The sequence below is a fragment of the Vibrio sp. 11986-1-5 genome (genome assembly GCF_963878025.1).
GTDB classification, from domain to species: Bacteria; Pseudomonadota; Gammaproteobacteria; order Enterobacterales; family Vibrionaceae; genus Vibrio; species Vibrio injensis.
In genome coordinates this window covers 102252-121093 of sequence record NZ_CAWNVW010000052.1, presented here as the reverse complement: position 1 = coordinate 121093, position 18842 = coordinate 102252, and the positions used below count along the sequence as shown (strand labels likewise).

The window sequence follows — 18842 nt, the reverse complement described above, 5'->3', positions numbered from 1 at the left end:
TTGAATGTTAAAGCGCTTCACTGTCGGTTTCGCCAGTACGAATGCGAACCGCGTGGCTTAAATCATAAACAAAAATTTTGCCATCACCGATTTTCCCGGTGTGCGCTGCTTTAATGATCGCTTCAAGAACGCGATCAACATTATCAGCTTGAGTGGCAATTTCTAATTTCACCTTGGGTAAAAAATCCACTTGGTATTCAGCACCACGGTACAACTCGGTGTGGCCTTTTTGACGTCCAAAACCTTTAACTTCCGTTACCGTCATCCCTTCAATACCAACATCCGCTAAAGCCTCACGTACATCATCAAGTTTAAAAGGTTTAATTATCGCGTTAATCAGTTTCATCGTATCCTCTCAATCGCAGTCATCCATGTCCTACTCATACAATCCAAGGTACGTGCCAACTTTTTAACTTATTGTTTATAAAATAAATTAAGCTAAAAATTGATGCTTTAAATAAGCAAAACGCACCATAAAGGTGCGTTAATTCCCACTATTGAAGCAACCGCTTCACGTTTCACTGATATTGTGCAACATATTGTCAGCCTCGACCTAACCGAGCGAAGTCGGCCGATAGCGAATAAATTCACACCACTGCTCAATCATCAAGATAAAATCATCCAAACCACAGCTCGCTGTGCTTTCACAATCATAAAAATCAAAGTCACTCTCGACGTCTAACTCATCCTCATGCGACAACACATTGGCTTGCACAGTCACTTCATCGGCTAGGATCATCAAGCTAATTTCACGCCCTTCTAATACTTGCTCTTGGCTCGGCGCTTGCTCGGCTTGATGAATGGCTTGTAACACGTAATCGACTTTTTGACGGTCATGACTGATCTCTTCTTGCAGCCAGCGGCCAATGATTTCGTGACCCATTGAAAATGAACAGTAATAGCTGCCATCAAGGGTATTTTTTTTAAATTCGTAGTCCATCAGGTTCTCTGCAATTGCTACTTGGGGATACATATAATCTTGTTATTATCGGTGATTATCGATAGTAAAGAAACACAAGCTCTCCATTGACCTAGTAATGGTTTAGTCTAGTGAATAGCCTCTCTCCATAAGGTGTAATAATGAAAATTGTCATTGCTCCCGATTCTTATAAAGAAAGCTTAACCGCGATGCAGGTAGCCACTGCAATAGAAAATGGCTGCAAACACGTTTTCCCTGATGCGCATTACATTAAGTTACCTATGGCTGATGGTGGAGAAGGCACGGTTCAATCGCTGATTGACGCCACTGGAGGATCTATTTTTACCGCCTCGGTGACAGGTCCTTTAGGTGAACAAGTTGAAGGCTTCTACGGATTGATGGGCGATGGAAAAACCGCCGTGATAGAAATGGCGGCCGCTTCTGGTTTACACCTTGTCGCGCCAGAGCTGCGCAACCCAATGAAAACCACCAGCTATGGCACCGGTGAACTGATCAAAGCCGCACTTGATCACGGGGTTGAGCAGATCATCATAGGGATTGGTGGCAGCGCCACTAACGACGCTGGTTTAGGCATGGCGCAAGCATTAGGGTTTAAAATGCTGGATGCACAAGGGGATGACTTAGGTTTTGGTGGTGAAGCGCTGGCTAAGCTGGCTCGTATTGATACCTCTGCTATCGACCCACGCTTGGCTAACATCACGCTACAAGTGGCTTGTGATGTGGATAATCCTTTATGTGGTGAGCAAGGGGCAACACAGATATTTGGCCCACAAAAAGGCGCGACATCAGAGATGATTGTGCAGCTTGATGCCAACCTTGCCCATTACGCGCAGATCATCAAAACGCAACTGGCAATCGATGTCAAAGATATCCCCGGCGCAGGCGCGGCGGGAGGTTTAGGAGCAGCGCTGATTGGCCTACTTGGTGCAAGCCTGCGTCCCGGCATTGAGATTGTTATGGAAGCCGTTAATCTGAGTGATATGGTCAAAGATGCTGATTTAGTGATTACTGGAGAAGGACGTATTGATAGTCAAACTATTTATGGCAAAACGCCCATCGGGGTCGCGCGAACCGCCAAACGTTTTTCGGTGCCAGTCATCGGCATTGCTGGAAGCTTGTCTGCCGATTGCGGCGTTGTGCATCAACATGGGATGGATGCCGTGTTCAGTGTTGTACCAGGTTGCGTTGACTTAACAACCGCTTTTGCCGAGGCCGCGCACAATATCGAGCTCACTGCACGTAATGTGGCCGCGGTGTTTGGTTTAGCTCTCACTAACAACCCGTTAGCAACACACCATAACCGCTAATATTAAGGAAAAAATGCCAGTGACCGTCAGGATCACTGGCATTATCTATTCACGACTTGTCACTCAATATGACTATTAGAAAGTATAGTTAGCCGAGATCCATAAACGACGTCCTTCTAAAATCGCACCTTTGGTCGACTGTTGAAGATTACTGTACTGACTCGCGTAGTAGGTATCACCATCGTACTCATAAGCGGTAAACTTACGAAAATCTTGGTTAAATAAGTTATAGATTGTTGCATTAACACTGAAGTTTTTATTGATCCGATAAGCACCACCCAGATCAAACAGGGTATACGCTTTAATATCACCTACCGCATCGTACATCGCCTTATTAGCGGCTGAGAGATCTTCCACTAAACCATTAAAACGACGGCTCTCGCCACGATAATTCACCGCCAACCAAACATTGGCTTGCTCAGTCGCAGCCCAGTTCACTTTCGCACTGGCTTTGTGTTTTGGTGTATCACTCAGCTCGCCAGCAACCTTACCTTTTTCCTTAATTTCCGTTTCAGTAAAGGTGTAGTTCATCGAGAAATTCACGGTGTCGAGTAATGGCATCGCAAAGGCAAATTCCACACCACGACTGTAAGCTTCATCAACGTTAGTTTGTTGGCTAAAGGTATCTTGAGTCCAGTTATCACCATAACTCACGCAGCCAGGACGGTTCGGATTGGTCGATGAGAAACAGTTGTACAATGGTGTACCCGTTGAGATCTTATCATCAAACTGGTTATGGAATAGTGTGATATTGGTCGTAATGCCTTGCTCACCATTGTAGTAAAAACCAAGCTCGGTAGTACGAGTGGTCTCTGGTTTTAGATCCGGAGAACCGATGGTAATTTGTGTCCCTTGCCCGGTAATCCCATTAATGCCACTGTGCAACTCATTAACTTGTGGCGCTTTATAACCGGTACTCACACCACCTTTGACTGTCATTGTCGGGCTCAGACTGTACACTGCATAGGCACGAGGACTGAAGTGGCTACCAAAAGCATCATGATGATCGTAACGTCCACCTAAAGTCAGGCTTAAAGCATCTGTGATTAACCATTCATCTTCGGCAAACAGTGACCACGTTTTTTGCTCAAAATCTTCACTGACCATACCGTCAGTCATAGAAGCATTCCAGTACTGTGCTCCCACTGTCAGGTAATGATCATCACCGATGGTTGTATTAAGTTTGGTATCAAAGACAATATTGGTGGTTTCTAATTCACGCTTATCTTTGACATTCTTACCAGGGATACCACTCGGACGATTTGGATTTCCCGGAATGGTGCGACCAATGGTCTCGGAAACGTTATACATCACGCTCGATTCCCATACCCCTAAATCCACTTGCGAAGTATGACCGAGTGCAAACTGACGGTTTTCATAGCGTAACTCGTCAGCATAACCGCGCCAATTGGTTGCGGTATCATTGTTGCTTAGTTTACGATTGTCTGGGGTACCGTTATCGTAATTCTGACGAGATAGGTCCATATCGAACCATAAGTTATGATCCTCTATCGCAATGTAATCAAAGCGAGTACCAAAGGTATAGTTTTCATTATCGACTTTGCTTTGCCCACGAGCGTCTAGTTCGCGACCATCCGCCCCCTGCGCAGTAAGATTAGATTCATTACGTTTATAAAAACTACCGCGAACGGCTAGACCTAGTGTATCCGCGATCAGCGGACCACTGGTATGTAAACTGGTTTTATGAGTATCACCAAATTCACGCTCTTGCTGCCAAGTATAATCTTGCGTGATCGATGTATTCCAAGTGTCGGTCACTTTACGGGTAATAATATTGATAACCCCGCCCATCGCATCTGAGCCATAGAGCGTTGACATCGGGCCACGAACAATTTCAATTCGTTCAATGGCATTAACTGGTGGCATGACGCCTCCCGACATCTCACCAAAGCCATTTGGCGTGATATTTCCCGCGACATTTTGTCTGCGACCATCAATCAAAATCAGCGTATATTCAGATGGCATACCACGGATACTGATGTTCAAGCCACCGGTTTTTCCAGTATTACCAAAAACATCAATCCCTTCTTGATCTTGTAGCGCTTCAGCAAGATTAGCAAAACGCTTCATTTCCAGATCAGCACGGGAGATCACACTGATCGTAGCGGGAGCATGAGTCAATTTCTTTTCAAAACCAGAAGCGGTGACGACCATTACTTCATCCGCTTTACTTTCCACTTGGGCCAACACAGGCAAATGACACAGCGAGGCAATCGCCACCGCTAAGCTCGTTTTACGAGTTAACAACATGGTTCTATTCCTTTCTCTTATTGCATAATGCCCATTGTTTGGTCCAAGGAGGCTATCATCATGATTGCAGCATAACTGCGGCTTCACGTTGGTTGGGAATAAATGGGCTTGAATTACCACCGAAAGGAATCTAACTAATAATAATTATCAATTGTATTTACTTTACATTCTTTACACTAATGAAGGGAACTTTTCTTAACATCCTCATTCCGAATCGCTTTGGGTAGCTTAACTACTGATTTTCGACCCTCAGAGTAAAGCGTTAATGCTGACTGTTGTTCGACGCCTAAGGAAGGTAGACAGGAAAACTCAGGGTGACAACTAAACCTTGGTTATTTTCAGCACTGACATGACCATGCATTTTTTCGACGGCTTGCTGAACAATAGATAAACCTAAACCATAGCCATGACGTGAAAATAAAACCGTTTGATAAAAAGGACGAAAAATTGCCTCTAATTGTTCATTAGCTACCCCTGGACCATCATCCATCACGATGATCTTAACTTGTCGATCCTGCTTTTCCGTCATCACTGTAATACAACACTGTTCACCTGCGTATTTAGTCGCATTGGTCAATAAGTTATCCAAAATACTACCGAGTAACACTCGATCGCCCCGTATCCATTCATTTTGCCCACTCGGCACCAATCGTAGTTGCTGAGTGGGTTGTAAATGAGGACGAAACTGCTCGATTTTCTGACTTAAATACGCCTGCACATCCAGAGGTTGTAATACCACATTACAATGACAGCTTTGCAAGCGACTGAGTTCAAGGATTTTCTCAATCATTGAATCCATTAACTGAGCTTCTTGTTCTGCGCGCACTAACCATTGGCTGCGCTCTTCATTCACCTCTGTATGACTGGCTAAATGCAGGGCTAAAGCTTGCCGAGTCAGTGGCGTTTTTAACTCATGAGATAGGGTGCGAACCAATTTTTTCTGCTCTTCAATCAAGCCTTGGATCTGCTCAGCCATGTTATCGAAATCAGCCGCCAGTTGTTGAAACTCTCGCGGACTTCGGCCGATTGACTGTGACACTCGCGTCTCTGTCAGTCCCTGAGCTACTGCACGACTGGCACACTGTAAACGCGCCAATGGCCTTTGTAATTGACGGCTTAATACCCACGACATTAAGGTTAAAATTAATAAGCTGAGCAACAGGTTTGTTGACCAAAGATAATACCCAGCTCGTGATGCGGGATGTTGTTGCCATGGTAACTGAACCATTAATGAATGGCCCTCAGTCATCGGCACAATGATCATCGGCTTTGAGACACGAGTTCCCATAGGCTCACTAAGCTGACGAGCGTTGCGCATTTTCATCTGCACATGGGGATGAATATCTCGCTCACTCAGTACATGATTAGCACCGTCTATCACGTACAACAAATAAGGTTGAGACATCTCCCATTGCGCTAACGCCTCTGCACCGAGCTGACGCTGTTGATCGGCAATGGTGCTTAATTGCTGTAACTCTCGTTGAATTTTATTGGGTAGGGTTAAGAAACGCTCGTAGAGCACCATTTCTACAGCGGTAAAAGAGAGCAAGATCAGCAGTACACTGAGTGCTAAACTGGCAAAAAGACGCACAACTAATCGTTGATAAAAGCCTTTTCCTGAAAAAAAACACCACCGTCTTTTATTGAGCATGAACACTGGCGAACTGATATCCTACACCTCGAGCTGTACGAATGGTGGATTTAGGCCATCCTGCTTGCGATAATTTACGGCGTATATTACTGATATGCATATCTAAATTACGATCAAACGGACACAGCTCTCGTTTTAACACTTGATGTTGGAGCTCAGATTTAGAGATCACTTTCTGCGGATTAGCCGCCAGATAAGTAACCAGATCCAGTTCAGTTTGAGTAAACGGTAGCCGACGCAAGGTATCAATATGCGCCGACAGCGGTCCAGAAAAATTCAGTGCAAAATGATGGGTATGGCGCTGTTTCTCTAGAGCGACTCGACGCAACGTCGCTTTGATCAGAGTCAGGAGTTTAGGAATACTGAATGGCTTGGTTAAATAATGATCCGCTCCGGCTTCATAACCATCGATTTTTGCCGCTTCATCCGCAAACGCGCTGATCATCACAATCGGAGTCGAAAAACGCTGACAGATACGTCTTGCCGCCTGCAACCCATTGAGTTTAGGCATCATCACATCGAGTAACACGAGATCAAAGGGATGATTGGCGAGCTGAGTTAACGCTTGCTCGCCGTCATGAGCACAGATGACTTGATAGCCTTCATTGACTAACACGGATTCGAGCAGTTGGCACATCATCGGATCATCATCAGCAATTAAAATGGTCGGCATGAGCTTAATAATAACAAATAGGAATTGTTATTATTCTATTTATTATTAACTCAAATACAAGCAAAACAGCCGATAGCCCTTATACGGGTTAATCTAGATCAATTTGCCAACGCTGCCAGGGGTGTTGGTGATTAAACCCTTGACCAAAACGGCTTAACGGATCGATCACAAGGTAGCGCGAAAATTCGCCCAATAAGGCTTTTAACGCTGGGCTTGGCGGACGAGTCATCAATAACCAAACATCGGATGACGTTTGCAACCATTGTTTTAACTGTTGTTGATCTTGCGTATCCCACTCCAGCTCTGGCTTAAATTGCTGCCCTTGGATCGATAAACTATACCCTGCGGAAAAATCGAGCAGCGCTTCATCCAACAACACCACACTTTCGACTTCATGATTAAACAATCGAGCTTGATTGGCAAAAAGTTGCTGCTGTAGTTCACGCGCCACGCGCTGCTGATTGGTCTGAATAGTAGCTTGTTGTGAGCTGAAAATTTGCTGTAAATCGAGGCTAATATTATTCAGCATGGTGGTTAAATTCAGCGGATTGAGCCACACATACGGCGAGATCTGTCCTTGTCCATCTCGTAATGATGAAACTGCCGGCGCTCTTGGCGTCAAGGCCTGCGCGGCATCAATAGGAACCAGATGAATATTGTATTGACGTACCTGAGGATAAATCGGGTCTTGCGGCCAAATAGAGCGGATAGTCACGACGGCTGTCGCTTCTCTAGCGTACTTGGCGACCTTTTGCTGCTCACTATCAAACCAGCTTTGATGACGCTGTAAGCTAAAGCGGGGGGATGGCAGATAGACAACCTCTATTGGCGTCTGAGTAACAAGCTGCTTGGTTAACCAATAGGTAACCGGCAAAGAGGTTAATACACGGTCTTGAGCTTGTACTGATAGAGACACCAGCAGCAATGAACTACACAATAGCAACCACAATTGGCTGATGATGGTTCGGCAGTGATGGTACATAATATTATCCATTCGGTCTTAATACTCGCCATAAAGTGGCGCTGATGAAAAACAGGGTTGAGAGTAAAATAATCGCCGCCCCAGAAGGTAAAGGCCATTGATAAACAACCGGTAAAATGGTTCCGCCAATGCAAGCTAAGGTTGCTAAGCAAGCAGATAACATGACAAAGCTGGCATTATTACGAGTTAATAGACGCGCCGTCGCCCCGGGAATCAACAGCAATGCACCAACTAAAATTGCGCCAATGACTTTGACCGAAACTATCGTTACTAGAGTTATCATGATGACAAACAGGTAGTCATAACCGTTGACCAGATAGCCGCGTACTTTCGCGATATCAGGGCTTAAACAAGCCAGTAAGATACGGTTATAACTGAGCAGCAGTACTAACATGATCAAGCTACACACCAAAACCAGTAAAACAATATCTTGCCGAGTGACGGTTAAAATCGACCCAAACAACACGTTTTCTAATAGATGAATATTGATTTTTCGCGCTACGTACATCAGTAACGCCGCACCTAACGCTAATGCAGCGGAGAGAAATACGCCCACTAAAGTATCGTAAGGTACTTGGGTACGATTGCGCACATAATGCAGCAGTAAGGCAAAAATCAAGCAGAAGCTGAACAAGCCAATCATTGGCGATTCAGGACTTTCACCCAATAAAATACCGATAGCAATCCCGGTAATCGCTGCATGGCCGACCGCTTCGGAGAAAAATGCCAAGCGTTTCGCTATCACTAAAGTTCCCAACCCTCCGAGCAAAGGACCTAAAATTACCGCAGCAATCAACGCATTGAGCATAAAGGCGTAGGCAAAGCTTTCCGCTAACCAACCACGTTCAACACCGGTGATCAGCCATTGTTGTAATGTCTCCATTAAGCTGCTCGCTCTTGTTTGGAAGCCAAATGTCCATGCTGACTGTAGTGCTCAAAAAGCCGCTCAATATTATCGGGGTGTAAGACTTGTTCGACCGGTCCCGAGGCCACCAATTGACGATTGATGACATGGACTTGGCCAGGCGTGGTCTGTAAGATACGCCGAACCGCGCCAATATCATGATGTACCGCTAATACCGTCACACCTTCAGCCACTAAATCCGCTATCAGCTGCTCTAAATACTGTACGCCTTGCTCATCCATACCGGTTGTCGGCTCATCTAAAATTAAGAGTTGTGGTTTATCGAGTAGCGCCTGAGCAAACATCACCCGTTGCAATTCACCGCCTGATAATTGGCCAAGACGTAAATGGGCACGACTCGCCATACCAACCCGCTGTAGGCTATTCAAAACCAGCTCGCGATTCGTTCGCTTATAAGGAGACAGCGCTTGTAAAAACAGCGGTAACCGACTGACATTGAGCAGCATAAAATCCATCACACAGATCGGTAAACTTGATTCAAATAAGGCTTTTTGAGGTACATAACCCATTTGTTGCTTAGCGCCCAGCGGCCACTCAAGAGTGACACGGCCCTGAAAAGGGGTTAAGCCCATAATCGAACGCAGTAAAGAGGTTTTCCCTCCGCCATTTGGCCCCATAATAATATGGCACTGACCAGCGGCAAAAGTATGATCAAACGGGGTTAATACCGGTTGATGAGCGTAAGCCAAACTCAATTGGTTTAGATGAATAGCAGGCCCCTGCATCATTGGGCTTGCTCGCTCATCTGATTGGCATAATGAATGGCTTGCACTAACGTCTGTGTGTTGTCTTGCATCTCTTTCATCACTTTATCGGCCGTAAAAGGACCATGAGTCATGTGTGAAAATCGATATAACTTAACGCCGGTTTCGCGCTCAATGGTATCGACAAAGCGATTCGGCATCTCTAATTCGTAAAACAGTACATTAATTCCTGAATGACGAATTTTATTGATTGTATCTTGTAGCTGGCTGGCACTCGGCTCTACACCATGAGCAGGCTCAATCACTGCGCTGACTTCAATCCCAAATTCTTGCAGTAAATAGTTGTAGGCGTTATGAGTGGTTGCCACTTTTAACGCTTGTACATTAGCATCGATTAATTGTTGCATAGCCGCTTGCTTCATTTGACGCATTTGGCGAGCAAATTGCCGCGCATTGGCGAGATAAAATTCACCATTATCCGGGTCAAGCTGAGCCAAAGCCTGAGCAATGGTATAGACCTTTTGAATCGAAGTCGCGATACCCACAAAAGTATGTGGATTTTTAGCACCATCGCCAACACTCGCGCCCATTGCGGCTAGTAAGGGCACCTGTTGATTAGCATAAATAACCTGTAGATCCGAACGCTGAGCGGCAGCAAGCACTTTCATCGCATAGTCATCATGACCAATGCCATTGACCACCAAGACATCCATCTGCTGTAAACGCAATAAATCTCCCGGTTGCGGTTGATAATTGTGTGGATTAAAACCCGCATCAACCAGTGGCAAAATGGTCGCTCTATCTTGCACAATCGTGGCAACATAACTGTAGTAAGGATGTAGCGTAATGCCGATGGTCAGTTTATCAGCTGCCGCAACCGCGTGACTGGCCAACAGTAAGGAGATCGTTAACAGCGTTCTATGAAAGATGGCTCTAATCTGGCTTGATAACATAACAATTTTTCTCTTATTAATGCGATAGTGAAGCAGACAGCGGCCAACGCTTCCACCCAGCTTGAATCCATGATGAATCAGTAAGTGCTAACCAGTCTGATAACTCTCCCACAATCGGCTGAGTAAAAAACCAGACTTGTGCGTCGGCATCAAGGCCTTCTGGATACCAGATCAATACATGCCCAACTTGACTAGGGTCCTGCGCCAATCCCAAATAACCTTGAGCGACCAGTTGCCATTGATGTTCACCGAAATAATGCCAACTACTGTCACGAACAAAAGGCGCAATGCCCTCTTCTGCTAACCATTGCACCGTAGGCCATTGACGCTCTAGATGATGAAAAAAACGCAACTCTTGTTCAGCAAGGCTTAGTTCAATCAACAAACTTTTTTGCTTTTCATTGAGATCCGTAGCGCGCAGCTCAAAAGAGAGCGGCGAGGTCTGAGACGTCACATCCACCCGCATACCGCGTAACAACAGTGCCGAAACCAGTAGGATCAACAGCATGCTGCCTAGTACCCACCATGTCTCTTGACTGCCCTTATCCGCCTTGACCTGAACGCGCACCGTCGACGGTGTTGATGAGTGAGAATTAAAGTTCAACGCCATCAATCTCAACAGGCGCTTCATGGCCGGGATCAAACACAATGTAATAGTCACCGTTTGGGATAGTAAACGTCACTTCAGAACGTTGATCGGTTTTCCCAATGTTAATCAGTACATCGTCATAATCAAACATACGTACCGTTTCATTGATGGCTGGGCTACTGTCGCTGTATCCCGCTTGGCACAAGATGTGATCAGCCTGTTTTTGGCACTCCATGACTGGAAAATGAGCCCAACTCAACCCAGTCAATAAACCACTCGTTAGCACAAGCCACTGTTGCCACTTCATTGCATACCTCTTATTTTAAAACCGCTTCAAAAGTTAAATGGATGGAAGAACGAGCTTGTTCAGCAAGTGGATTGTCATCCAAAGGACCGCTAAAACCGGCAATTAATAAATAACGACCCGCTTGATGTGGCGTGAATTGAATTTTACCGTCCTTGTCACTGGTCAAAATCACCGCTTCTTGCTGATTGCGGTATAAAGTACCATCTTGACGAATTTCCGCTTCAACACCTGCTTGGGGTTGTCCATTAAAGAAAAACTGCAAAACGGCCGTTTCGCCTTCAATAATGTCTGCTGGATGAGTAACAGGAACCAACTCTAAGAATTTCTTTTCTAATTCAAAAACTTGTCTAGATGGTTGATTCACCGTCACGTAAGCTTCGGTTCGGTTAAAGACTAAAACACTTTGCACATTCTGTGCTCCTTCAGGCAACACCGCATCACGCTCTGCGGCATTAGCAGCAATACGTCGTGGCGTTTGACGAGCACCAATGGTGTAGGTGGTCATATAAAATGGCTGCCCTGTAAGACTGATTTTATGAGTACCTGGCTCTGAGAAAAAGAAATCGAAGCTCGACTTACGCTTATGCTTAGCCACAAACGCAAAGCGCTCGCGCTGACCACTTGGCGTGATCACCACTCCAGAATCTAATCCTAGCGGCTTATCGAAAACAAAAGTACCGTGTGACGCGCTGGCATCGGTAGTGATCCATTCGCCGTCCTGTGAAGAGACCGTAAACTCGCTCGGTAATACCCAACGAGGATGGGCGACCGAAGCCGCTGACGCTAAGGCCGCTACCGCTAATAAAGCCGTAGAAAATACGCGATACAACATCATTTATTCATTCCTATGTAGTGATCTTAGTTGAAGAGCCGTCATACTATTAACGACTATCCTTGGGGGTTAAATGGCTATCATTAAGGCTGATAACGTAGCCGGATCACGCCAGTCTCATAAGTGGCCTCAAGTTGATACTGCTTAGGCTGAGCCTGCAGCGTCATTGCTTGTCGCACCACGTCTCGACCACCATGCTCACGAACCACTTCGGCATAAAACAAGTATTCTCCTTGCACTAATGGCTGACCTTGATCATCTAAGCCGTCCCATTGCAAACGGTATTGTCCTGCTGGACGAGTCGCAGATGTTACCGCATCAATTAATGCCCGATCGTAACGACCGACTTGTCGCCACCAACGACGAATATCCTTTAACCAAGTGTCTTCTTTTTGCCATAAAGCAACAGTGCGTACAGGCTGACCTTGAGCGTCTTCTATCCAAATCGCGACATAAGGTCTGGCGTACATTCCAACGTCCAGTTTTGGTAGTTCAAACTCAATATCCAGCTTACCCAAAGGCGCAGCCAAGACATTTGCACTCAGTACACTAAACCCTAATAACCAAGCGTAAATACGCCCTCGCTGTTTTTTCATGCTCTGTCGTCCACAAAAATAGTAATCATAACCAACCTAAAATAGCTGGGCGCATAGACAAGCTTTACGGCACTGCCAGCCAATAAATAACAAACGTGATCAAAGTGCCAAAGCTGCACCAACGTATGGCATAACGCAGTGTGCTTTTCTTCGGTAGTAATAGGGCAAGGCCTGATAAAATAAACACCAACATCAATAGTGAAGAGACATCAATCACCCACTTCCACCACTCACCACTGTGACGTCCTTTATGTAAATCATTGAATTTAGCTACCCAACCATAATCACTGATATCAAGCTCCGCCTCTCTAGAAACTAAATCGATAAACAGCGCAGCGCTGTAGCCGGGAGCGGTAAAGCTTGCACTCGCCTCACCTTCTTGTAAGACACCATTGTCTGAATCTAGATAGATATCGAGTCGCGACATATGGCCACGAATCGGCGTATGCTGGGAAAGATATTGGCGTAATTCGGGTTCATTAATGGCAACCTTACCTTCAGCGAATAATAAATGTTGCGGAACAGTGACTCGCCATTCGGTTGTCTTCGCCTGACTGGCTACAAATAGATCCGGCCGATTAAGGGTTATCCCCGTGACAGCAAAAAACAGCATTAGCCCTAATACCGCCATAGAGACATAAATGTGTAAACGGCGAGCCCAAAGCTGAAAAGTACGGTGCTTATAAAACATGACTGATCTATTAAAGAATAAAACTTCCAGAAAGCTACATGATAAGCAGTCTCATTTTTATTCAATTTACAATATTTACATATCAAGTCATTGATAGAAGGGAAACTGGCCAGCAGCATACCAACCGTTAAGTTTGGCCTAAAGGGCGATAAAAAAAGAGCCACCGCAATGGTGGCTCTTGATTGATCATATTAACTTAAGACACGTTACATCATACTGCTTGCTGAATAATCACCGTATCTGCCTTTTTAGTGTAATGAGGCATTAAGTGGAAGTTCAAATAGCGATAAGTATCCGCTGCCGTTGCATCAATCTGTTTCGCGTAATCCAAATACTCGGTCATGGTCGGAATACGACCTAATATGGCCCCTACCGCAGATAACTCCGCGGAAGCCAAATAAACATTAGCGCCAGTACCTAAACGGTTCGGGAAGTTACGAGTTGAAGTGGACATCACCGTCGATTTATCAGCGACTCGCGCTTGATTACCCATACACAATGAACATCCCGGTGTTTCAATTCGCACGCCAGCGCGACCAAAAATACCATAATAGCCTTCAGCGGTGAGCTGATCGCGGTCCATTTTAGTCGGAGGCGCGACCCACAAACGAGTATCCAGTTGGCCGTTGTATTTCTCCAGCAATTTACCCGCCGCTCGGAAATGGCCGATATTAGTCATACAAGAACCAATGAAGACTTCGTCAATTGGGGTTCCCGCACAATCAGACAACAAACGAGCATCATCAGGATCGTTAGGCGCACATAGAATCGGCTCTTTGATATCGGCTAAATCAATCTCTATCACATGAGCATATTCTGCATCGCTATCCGCCTCCATCAGCTCTGGATTCGCTAACCACTCTTCCATCGCTTTAATCCGGCGCTCAATCGTCCGGCGATCGCCATATCCTTCAGCAATCATCCACTTAAGCATGGTGATATTCGAGTTTAGATACTCGGCAATTGAAGCTTGTGATAGCTTAACCGTACAACCAGCTGCAGAGCGCTCAGCAGACGCATCAGACAGTTCGAAGGCCTGCTCAACCGTTAAGTGCTCAACCCCTTCAATTTCTAACACACGGCCGGAAAACTCGTTGATCTTGCCCGCTTTCTCTACCGTGAGTAAGCCTTGCTTGATACCAAAATAAGGAATCGCATGAACCAGATCGCGTAATGTGATACCAGGTTGCATTTCACCTTTAAAACGGACCAAAATCGATTCTGGCATATCCAGTGGCATCACTCCTGTTGCCGCCGCAAACGCCACTAAACCTGAGCCAGCAGGGAAAGAAATACCCAATGGGAAGCGAGTATGAGAGTCTCCCCCCGTTCCCACAGTGTCAGGTAGCAGCATACGGTTTAACCAAGAGTGAATAACACCATCTCCTGGACGCAGTGAAACGCCGCCACGATTCATAATAAAATCAGGCAGGGTATGGTGCGTATTAACATCCACTGGTTTCGGGTAAGCGGAAGTGTGACAGAAAGATTGCATCACCAAATCGGCAGAAAAACCCAAACAAGCCAAATCTTTCAACTCATCACGAGTCATCGGCCCAGTAGTATCTTGTGAGCCAACCGTGGTCATGCGAGGCTCACAATACGTTCCAGGTCTAATCCCTTTTACGCCACACGCCTTACCAACCATTTTCTGTGCCAAAGTGAAGCCTTTGTTACTTTCAGCCACAGGCACAGGACGGCGGAATACCGTTGACGGCTCCAAACCTAGAGACTCACGCGCTTTATCGGTTAATCCTCGGCCGATAATCAATGGAATACGACCACCAGCACGTACTTCATCTATCAAAACGTCCGTTTTTAGTTTAAAGGTAGCGAGTACTTCACCCGTTTGGTGATTGCAGACTTTGCCTTCATATGGATAAACGTCAATCACGTCACCCATATGCAGTTTGGAGACATCCACTTCGATTGGTAAAGCGCCCGCATCTTCCATGGTATTAAAGAAAATAGGCGCAATTTTACCACCAAGTACATAACCACCAGCGCGTTTATTGGGCACAAAAGGAATATCATCGCCCATGAACCACAACACTGAGTTGGTCGCTGATTTACGAGAAGATCCCGTTCCAACCACATCACCAACGTAAACCAACTGGTGGCCTTTCTCTTTCAGTGCTTCAATTTGGCTTATCGGCCCGATACTACCCGGTTTGTCTGGCTGAATACCTTCGCGCTCATTTTTCAGCATCGCTAAAGCATGAACCGGGATATCCGGACGAGACCACGCATCTGGCGCGGGAGATAGATCATCGGTATTGGTTTCACCGGTGACTTTAAAGACGGTTAACGTGATTTTTTCAGCTAAGGCTGGCTTGGATAAAAACCAATCGGCCTCCGCCCAAGATTGCATGACTTGCTGAGCAAAGGTATTGCCTTTTTGTGCTTTTTCTTCCACATCATAGAAAGCATCAAACATCAATAAGGTATGTGAAAGCGCCTTAACGGCTATCGGAGCAAGTGCGTTATCGTCTAATAAAGACACCAGTGGTTCAATATTATAACCACCCTGCATGGTGCCAAGCAGTTGCGCTGCTTTTTCACGGCTAACGAGAGGAGACGAAACCTCACCTTTAGTGATCGCGGTTAAGAAACCAGCTTTAACGTAAGCCGCTTCATCAACACCAGGAGGAATTCGATTTTCAAGTAAATCCAGGATGAAGGCATCTTCACCTTGGGGGGGATTTTTTAATAACTCAACAAGTCCAGAAACTTGCTCAGCGTCTAAAGGTTTGGGTACAACTCCTTCAGCGGCACGCTCTGCGACGTGTTTACGGTAGGCTTCAAGCACGACTTTTTCCTCTCATTGCGGTTCACCCCAGTTATTATTAAAAGGTGAGTGAACATCCTTGGAAACTTGGCTCTCCATTGCTCATGTTTTCATTCAAGTATGATTGAGAAACCGTGCCCTAGAGGCCAAACTGTGGACAATAGAATAGCAAAATTAACGATAAATTAAAATCTCATCATGTTGACCAACATAGCAAGTTAAGATGAAAGTTACTCACTAGATCAGATCAACGTGCATCATAACAACTTACCGCTGGGCCGCATTAAAATGTCGTGCCAATAATGAGATAAAATGAATCGTAATTTTGCTCGGTTCGTCCATAACCAAACATCACGGGACCAATCGGCGAATCAATACCCGCAAAAACTGACCCCGCGACATATTTAGGTGCGGTATCAATTTTTAAATCAGGATCCGACCACACGCCCCCATACTCAATTGATGCTCCTAAATAAAATGGCGCGTTAAATAAGCCAAAATCATTATCAAACCAACGATAACGATAGACTAAACTGGTGAATATTTTATTCTGTCCCAGCAAACTTTTGCGCGGAATACCCGATAAGTTCAAAAAACCACCAATGGTTTTAGGTTCAACGGGAGTAATTGAATTTTTACTCCGCACTTCTCCATAATCTAAATTGGCAACCACGGTGTGCCGACCGATACTTTTCGCTGACATCAATTTAGCTGAAATATCGTATACCGTATCAGAACTATTATTGCTTTGGTCGACCAGATCATTCACATCATCATGCGAAATAAAATATTCAAGATCGATGTAATTTCCTTCACGAGGCAAACTAAAATTATCTAATGAATCAATACGATAATTAACAAATACACCTTGGCGAGTAAACTTGCCATTGCCATAATCTGGCGCCGTCGATGGCTGAACTTGTCCATCAACATAACGCGCGCCTACTCTTAATTGACGCCACAAGGTTTGTTGATAGCCAAGCGCGGCTTCCCCCATTAACGTTCGATAAGAAATCGGAACATAGTTGCGCGTCGCGGACAATCCGGTATTTTCAAACAGATCATCGAGAGGAGCTTGGCGATTATCATCTCGATAACGCGCAGTAAACGAAGCAAAGGTCTTTTGACTGGAGAACAGCGGTGAATAGAATTCGGCTTCTAATTGTTTATCTGTCCCTAAATCCATATTCAGTGCTAACTCAGCGCCATGAGAACCCAGATCGGTAAAATTCAAAGACGCACCTAACGAGTATTGACTGGTGGTGCTAAAATCATCCTCTAAAAAAAAGCGGAAATTTAAGTAATTAGGCCCCCAACCTTTTTCGTAAACATCAATCAGTAAATGATTTTTTTCTTCAACCTGTTCATATTGATAGCGGACCAGTTTAAATCGGTCTAAGGCATAGAGCCGATCAACGCTTGCTTCAATTTCTTCGGTACTTAATGTTGTATCTTGCGCTAAGTTCAGCCTATTTTTTAACAATAAGTCACTGTAATGAGAGTGGTTACGAATCGCGATGTTATCGACCGTTAGCTGATCGCCATAGTGCAGCTTTCGACGACGCTCTGCTTTACCATCAACATAGTTTTGATATTGAGCACTACTTAAAGCAAGCACTTGCAATTGTTGCTGATGCTCTAGTGCGGTCTGATAGCCTTCAATAAAAGCATCGGGCATTTTATAAAAATCGGTGGTTTCCATCAGCCCAACGTTTGGCCTTAGTAAAATATCCTGTTCACTGAGTTGAGAAGCTTGACGCTCTGTTGTGCGGCGTACAAGGTAATTGGACAACTGATTGGCGGCACTTAAAAAGCTGCTGAATGAGTCTTGCTGTTTATAATCGGAGCTTATATCGACCGCAATCACTACATCAGCCCCCATTTGCTTGGCAATGTCGACCGGCATATTATTGGTTACCCCCCCATCGACTAACCAACGGCCGTCAATATCATAAGGTGGCAAGGCGCCAGGTACTGACATACTGGCCATCATCGCATCGACTAAGTAGCCTTTATCTAATACCACAGGCTTCATTTCGATAATATCCGTCGCTACCGCACGATACGGAATCACCAAATCATCAAATGAATCTAATTTAGCAATATTTCCTGAGGTTTCACGCAAAATACGCAGCATACTTTGCCCTTGAACCACGCCACGCGGTGCACGAATACCATCCCAACCAAACCCTAAATCAGTGGTTAATTGATAACGGTCTTCGTACTCTTTATCACGCACTCGACGCTGACTACGGCTGACCCGATCTCGATAGCCCGATTGCCAGTTAACGCTATAAATGACACCTTCTATTTCTTCGGCGTCCATTCCGGTGGCGTAAAGACCGGCAACATAGGCGCCCATACTGGTACCAAGAACAATATCAACCGGTATTTTCATCTCTTCGAGTGCCTTAAGCACTCCCATATGGGCCGCGCCTTTCGCACCGCCACCCGCTAAAACAAGAGCGATGATCGGACGAGGATGGTTAATATCATCACCAGTAACAACCGTACTTTCGGCTGACACAAACCAAGCAAACACGGTGGCAAAGATACCGATAATACCAAGCTGTAAACGCTTCACGCCTTGTCCTCTCATCCTTAAAAATCAAGCTACTATAAACGAGCTAGAC

The 18842-nt window shown here is 45.3% G+C and carries 17 protein-coding genes; 1 reads left to right on the top strand and 16 read right to left on the bottom strand.

Annotation, left to right across the window (positions count from 1 at the left end):
* Positions 1-7: 7 nt before the first annotated feature.
* A complete protein-coding gene (gene glnK / locus AACS00_RS14705; RefSeq protein WP_004394213.1) occupies positions 8-346 on the bottom strand; it encodes a P-II family nitrogen regulator in 339 nt (112 codons plus the stop codon).
* A gap of 207 nt (positions 347-553) precedes the next feature.
* Positions 554-940, bottom strand: coding sequence for a YacL family protein (locus AACS00_RS14700; protein WP_110167842.1), 387 nt, complete (start codon positions 938-940; stop codon positions 554-556).
* Positions 941-1080: 140 nt separating this feature from the next.
* Here AACS00_RS14700 and AACS00_RS14695 point away from each other — a divergent pair, with 140 nt between their 5' ends.
* Positions 1081-2247: a glycerate kinase gene (locus tag AACS00_RS14695; protein ID WP_110167841.1), complete on the top strand. Its 1167-nt coding sequence runs from the start codon at positions 1081-1083 to the stop codon at positions 2245-2247.
* Positions 2248-2322: 75 nt separating this feature from the next.
* Here the strand turns inward: AACS00_RS14695 and AACS00_RS14690 are convergent, their stop codons facing one another.
* The 14 genes from AACS00_RS14690 to AACS00_RS14625 form a co-directional block, all read right to left on the bottom strand.
* Positions 2323-4518: a TonB-dependent receptor domain-containing protein gene (locus AACS00_RS14690; protein WP_110167840.1), complete on the bottom strand. Its 2196-nt coding sequence runs from the start codon at positions 4516-4518 to the stop codon at positions 2323-2325.
* A 286-nt stretch (positions 4519-4804) separates the two neighbouring features.
* A complete protein-coding gene (locus tag AACS00_RS14685; RefSeq protein ID WP_258306874.1) occupies positions 4805-6109 on the bottom strand; it encodes a HAMP domain-containing sensor histidine kinase in 1305 nt (434 codons plus the stop codon).
* Positions 6110-6158: 49 nt separating this feature from the next.
* Positions 6159-6842 (bottom strand): response regulator transcription factor, encoded by a 684-nt coding sequence (locus tag AACS00_RS14680; protein WP_072671398.1) that lies wholly within the window; start codon positions 6840-6842, stop codon positions 6159-6161.
* 88 nt (positions 6843-6930) lie between these two features.
* Positions 6931-7836, bottom strand: a complete 906-nt coding sequence (locus AACS00_RS14675) for a metal ABC transporter solute-binding protein, Zn/Mn family (protein WP_258306873.1) — start codon at positions 7834-7836, stop codon at positions 6931-6933.
* Positions 7829-8707: a metal ABC transporter permease gene (locus AACS00_RS14670; protein WP_072671400.1), complete on the bottom strand. Its 879-nt coding sequence runs from the start codon at positions 8705-8707 to the stop codon at positions 7829-7831. The genes AACS00_RS14675 and AACS00_RS14670 overlap by 8 nt, the downstream gene beginning before the upstream one ends.
* Positions 8707-9474, bottom strand: coding sequence for a metal ABC transporter ATP-binding protein (locus AACS00_RS14665; protein ID WP_110167885.1), 768 nt, complete (start codon positions 9472-9474; stop codon positions 8707-8709). The genes AACS00_RS14670 and AACS00_RS14665 overlap by 1 nt, the downstream gene beginning before the upstream one ends.
* The gene (locus tag AACS00_RS14660; RefSeq protein WP_072671401.1) at positions 9474-10406 is read right to left on the bottom strand and encodes a metal ABC transporter solute-binding protein, Zn/Mn family; all 933 of its coding nucleotides are present in this window, start codon (positions 10404-10406) and stop codon (positions 9474-9476) included. The genes AACS00_RS14665 and AACS00_RS14660 overlap by 1 nt, the downstream gene beginning before the upstream one ends.
* A gap of 16 nt (positions 10407-10422) precedes the next feature.
* A complete protein-coding gene (locus tag AACS00_RS14655) occupies positions 10423-11016 on the bottom strand; it encodes a DUF6162 family protein (RefSeq protein WP_110167837.1) in 594 nt (197 codons plus the stop codon).
* Positions 11000-11302, bottom strand: a complete 303-nt coding sequence (locus tag AACS00_RS14650) for a hypothetical protein (RefSeq protein ID WP_110167836.1) — start codon at positions 11300-11302, stop codon at positions 11000-11002. Before AACS00_RS14650 ends, AACS00_RS14655 begins: the two co-directional genes overlap by 17 nt.
* A gap of 10 nt (positions 11303-11312) precedes the next feature.
* The gene (locus AACS00_RS14645) at positions 11313-12134 is read right to left on the bottom strand and encodes a DUF4198 domain-containing protein (RefSeq protein WP_181397600.1); all 822 of its coding nucleotides are present in this window, start codon (positions 12132-12134) and stop codon (positions 11313-11315) included.
* A gap of 83 nt (positions 12135-12217) precedes the next feature.
* Positions 12218-12730: a DUF2271 domain-containing protein gene (locus AACS00_RS14640; RefSeq protein WP_072671404.1), complete on the bottom strand. Its 513-nt coding sequence runs from the start codon at positions 12728-12730 to the stop codon at positions 12218-12220.
* Positions 12731-12794: 64 nt separating this feature from the next.
* The gene (locus AACS00_RS14635; RefSeq protein WP_110167834.1) at positions 12795-13421 is read right to left on the bottom strand and encodes a PepSY-associated TM helix domain-containing protein; all 627 of its coding nucleotides are present in this window, start codon (positions 13419-13421) and stop codon (positions 12795-12797) included.
* Positions 13422-13632: 211 nt separating this feature from the next.
* Positions 13633-16230, bottom strand: a complete 2598-nt coding sequence (gene acnB / locus AACS00_RS14630) for a bifunctional aconitate hydratase 2/2-methylisocitrate dehydratase (RefSeq protein ID WP_072671406.1) — start codon at positions 16228-16230, stop codon at positions 13633-13635.
* A gap of 262 nt (positions 16231-16492) precedes the next feature.
* Complete coding sequence (locus AACS00_RS14625) at positions 16493-18808, bottom strand: patatin-like phospholipase family protein (RefSeq protein ID WP_072671407.1); 2316 nt, start codon at positions 18806-18808, stop codon at positions 16493-16495.
* Positions 18809-18842 lie beyond the last annotated feature (34 nt).

Coding starts and splice junctions, on each gene's coding strand:
- glnK (WP_004394213.1), bottom strand. CDS start 346: ATGAAACTGATTAACGCGATAATTAAACCTTTTAAACTTGATGATGTA.
- AACS00_RS14700 (WP_110167842.1), bottom strand. CDS start 940: ATGGACTACGAATTTAAAAAAAATACCCTTGATGGCAGCTATTACTGT.
- AACS00_RS14695 (WP_110167841.1), top strand. CDS start 1,081: ATGAAAATTGTCATTGCTCCCGATTCTTATAAAGAAAGCTTAACCGCG.
- AACS00_RS14690 (WP_110167840.1), bottom strand. CDS start 4,518: ATGTTGTTAACTCGTAAAACGAGCTTAGCGGTGGCGATTGCCTCGCTG.
- AACS00_RS14680 (WP_072671398.1), bottom strand. CDS start 6,842: ATGCCGACCATTTTAATTGCTGATGATGATCCGATGATGTGCCAACTG.
- AACS00_RS14675 (WP_258306873.1), bottom strand. CDS start 7,836: ATGGATAATATTATGTACCATCACTGCCGAACCATCATCAGCCAATTG.
- AACS00_RS14670 (WP_072671400.1), bottom strand. CDS start 8,707: ATGGAGACATTACAACAATGGCTGATCACCGGTGTTGAACGTGGTTGG.
- AACS00_RS14665 (WP_110167885.1), bottom strand. CDS start 9,474: ATGCAGGGGCCTGCTATTCATCTAAACCAATTGAGTTTGGCTTACGCT.
- AACS00_RS14660 (WP_072671401.1), bottom strand. CDS start 10,406: ATGTTATCAAGCCAGATTAGAGCCATCTTTCATAGAACGCTGTTAACG.
- AACS00_RS14655 (WP_110167837.1), bottom strand. CDS start 11,016: ATGGCGTTGAACTTTAATTCTCACTCATCAACACCGTCGACGGTGCGC.
- AACS00_RS14650 (WP_110167836.1), bottom strand. CDS start 11,302: ATGAAGTGGCAACAGTGGCTTGTGCTAACGAGTGGTTTATTGACTGGG.
- AACS00_RS14645 (WP_181397600.1), bottom strand. CDS start 12,134: ATGTTGTATCGCGTATTTTCTACGGCTTTATTAGCGGTAGCGGCCTTA.
- AACS00_RS14640 (WP_072671404.1), bottom strand. CDS start 12,730: ATGAAAAAACAGCGAGGGCGTATTTACGCTTGGTTATTAGGGTTTAGT.
- AACS00_RS14635 (WP_110167834.1), bottom strand. CDS start 13,421: ATGTTTTATAAGCACCGTACTTTTCAGCTTTGGGCTCGCCGTTTACAC.
- AACS00_RS14625 (WP_072671407.1), bottom strand. CDS start 18,808: ATGAGAGGACAAGGCGTGAAGCGTTTACAGCTTGGTATTATCGGTATC.